This is a genomic window from Oleiphilus sp. HI0067, assembly GCF_001635735.1.
On the sequence record NZ_LWFI01000271.1, the window covers coordinates 1 to 1,693 of the forward strand.

Consider the following 1,693-nt stretch of genomic DNA (forward strand, 5'->3'; position numbering starts at 1 on the left):
TACCATCCGTGCTGTGTGTGACAGCAGAAAATCAAAAGCAAGCCGCGCTAATCCTAGAACAAGACAATTTAATTCAATTGATCGATATTAGAAAACAGGAGGTTAAAGAACAGCTCCAATTTAAAATCAGTCAATTAACTCAATCACCTGAAAAGTACTTGAACAATGTGAAGCAAATCTCAGCGGTATGCGATGGCTTTGGGGCCAAAAGAGTCCTCAAACACTTACTAGATCAAAGTGAGCAAGCTTTATGAGCAAGACGAAATTAACTCCCCTATCTGAAGAACATTTGGATATGGTTCTAGAGTGGAGAAACAAGCCTGAAGTCCGCGCCAATATGTATACAGATCACATCATTTCTAAAGATGAACACTATCAATGGTTTGAGCACATAAAGTCCGAAAAAACAAAGCGCTATTTTGTTTTTTATATTGAACAGCAACCATGCGGAGTAATTGGTTTTACAGAAATAAATCAAAATGCAGGCACTGCTAGTTGGGCCTTCTACTCTGGAGACACTTCAATAAGAGGCGTTGGTTCAAAAATGGAAGTCTCTGCACTTAATTATGCTTTTAACTCACTAGGACTTAATAAACTTTATTGCGAAGTACTCGAATTCAATGACAAGGTAATTACGTTCCACAAAAAGCATGGCTTCAGCGTAGAAGGTATATTTAAAAATCAACACTTCTCAAAAGGTCGTTTGTGGGACATATACCGTTTAGCGATTTTCAAAAAGGACTGGAATAGACTTTCTATCGAACTACCATTAATGAGAGATAACAAGTTCGGGCCTGGTAAAACATTTACACATCAATTCTCCATTTCAAAAGAACAAGTGCTAATGTTTTCTGAAGCATCCTCTGACACAAACAAACTCCATATTGACGACGCGTACAGTCGTGAATATGGCTTCGATAAGAGTTTAGTCCATGGTTTTTTAAGCGGTTCAGTATTCTCCAAAATCTTTGGAACATTATTCCCTGGCGAAGGTACAATATATAAGAGCCAATCATTGGAGTTTAAATCACCCATTTACCCCAACACTGAGCTAAACGCAAAAATACATATTGAAACCAAAATAGGGAACCGTCTTAAAGTCCGCACTCTAGTTTTAGACAAAGACGATAATCCGGCTATCACTGGTTATGCAGAAATAATTTTACCTTTGGAAACAGCATGACACCAATTGCTATCAATGGGCGACAAATTGGGCTTAACACCGCCCCATACATCATCGCAGAATTGTCTGCAAACCATAATGGAAGTATCGAGCGCGCCTACGAAATAATGGTAATGGCCAAACGTTGTGGTGCTGACGCCATAAAACTCCAGTCCTACACAGCGGACACAATTACGATTGATTGTGATCGCCCAGAATTTAAAATTGAAGGTGGGCTATGGGGAGGTCGAACTCTTTACGACTTGTATTCGGAAGCATTTATGCCGTGGGAATGGCACAAGCCATTGTTCAAGAAAGCAAAAGAGTTAGGTATTACGATTTTCAGCTCACCCTTCGACGAAACAGCGGTTGATATGCTAGAAGAGCTAAACTGCCCTGCTTATAAAATCGCATCCTTTGAAGCAATAGATATCCCTCTCATCGAATATGTTGCGAAAACAGGCAAGCCCATGATCATTTCTACAGGCATGGCCAATGAAGAAGAGATTAGCGAAGCTGTCACAGCTGCAA

Annotated in this window: 3 protein-coding genes; all 3 read left to right on the forward strand. The window is 39.9% G+C overall.

Annotation, left to right across the window (positions count from 1 at the left end):
* The coding region (locus tag A3739_RS03395) for a hypothetical protein (protein ID WP_231876992.1) at positions 1-254 on the forward strand (254 nt) is incomplete at its 5' end.
* Positions 251-1,183, forward strand: coding sequence for a UDP-4-amino-4,6-dideoxy-N-acetyl-beta-L-altrosamine N-acetyltransferase (gene pseH, locus A3739_RS03400; RefSeq protein WP_068480745.1), 933 nt, complete (start codon positions 251-253; stop codon positions 1,181-1,183). The genes A3739_RS03395 and pseH, both read left to right, overlap by 4 nt.
* Positions 1,180-1,693, forward strand: a 514-nt coding sequence (locus tag A3739_RS03405) for an N-acetylneuraminate synthase family protein (RefSeq protein ID WP_197472011.1), incomplete at its 3' end; no start/stop codon positions are given. The genes pseH and A3739_RS03405, both read left to right, overlap by 4 nt.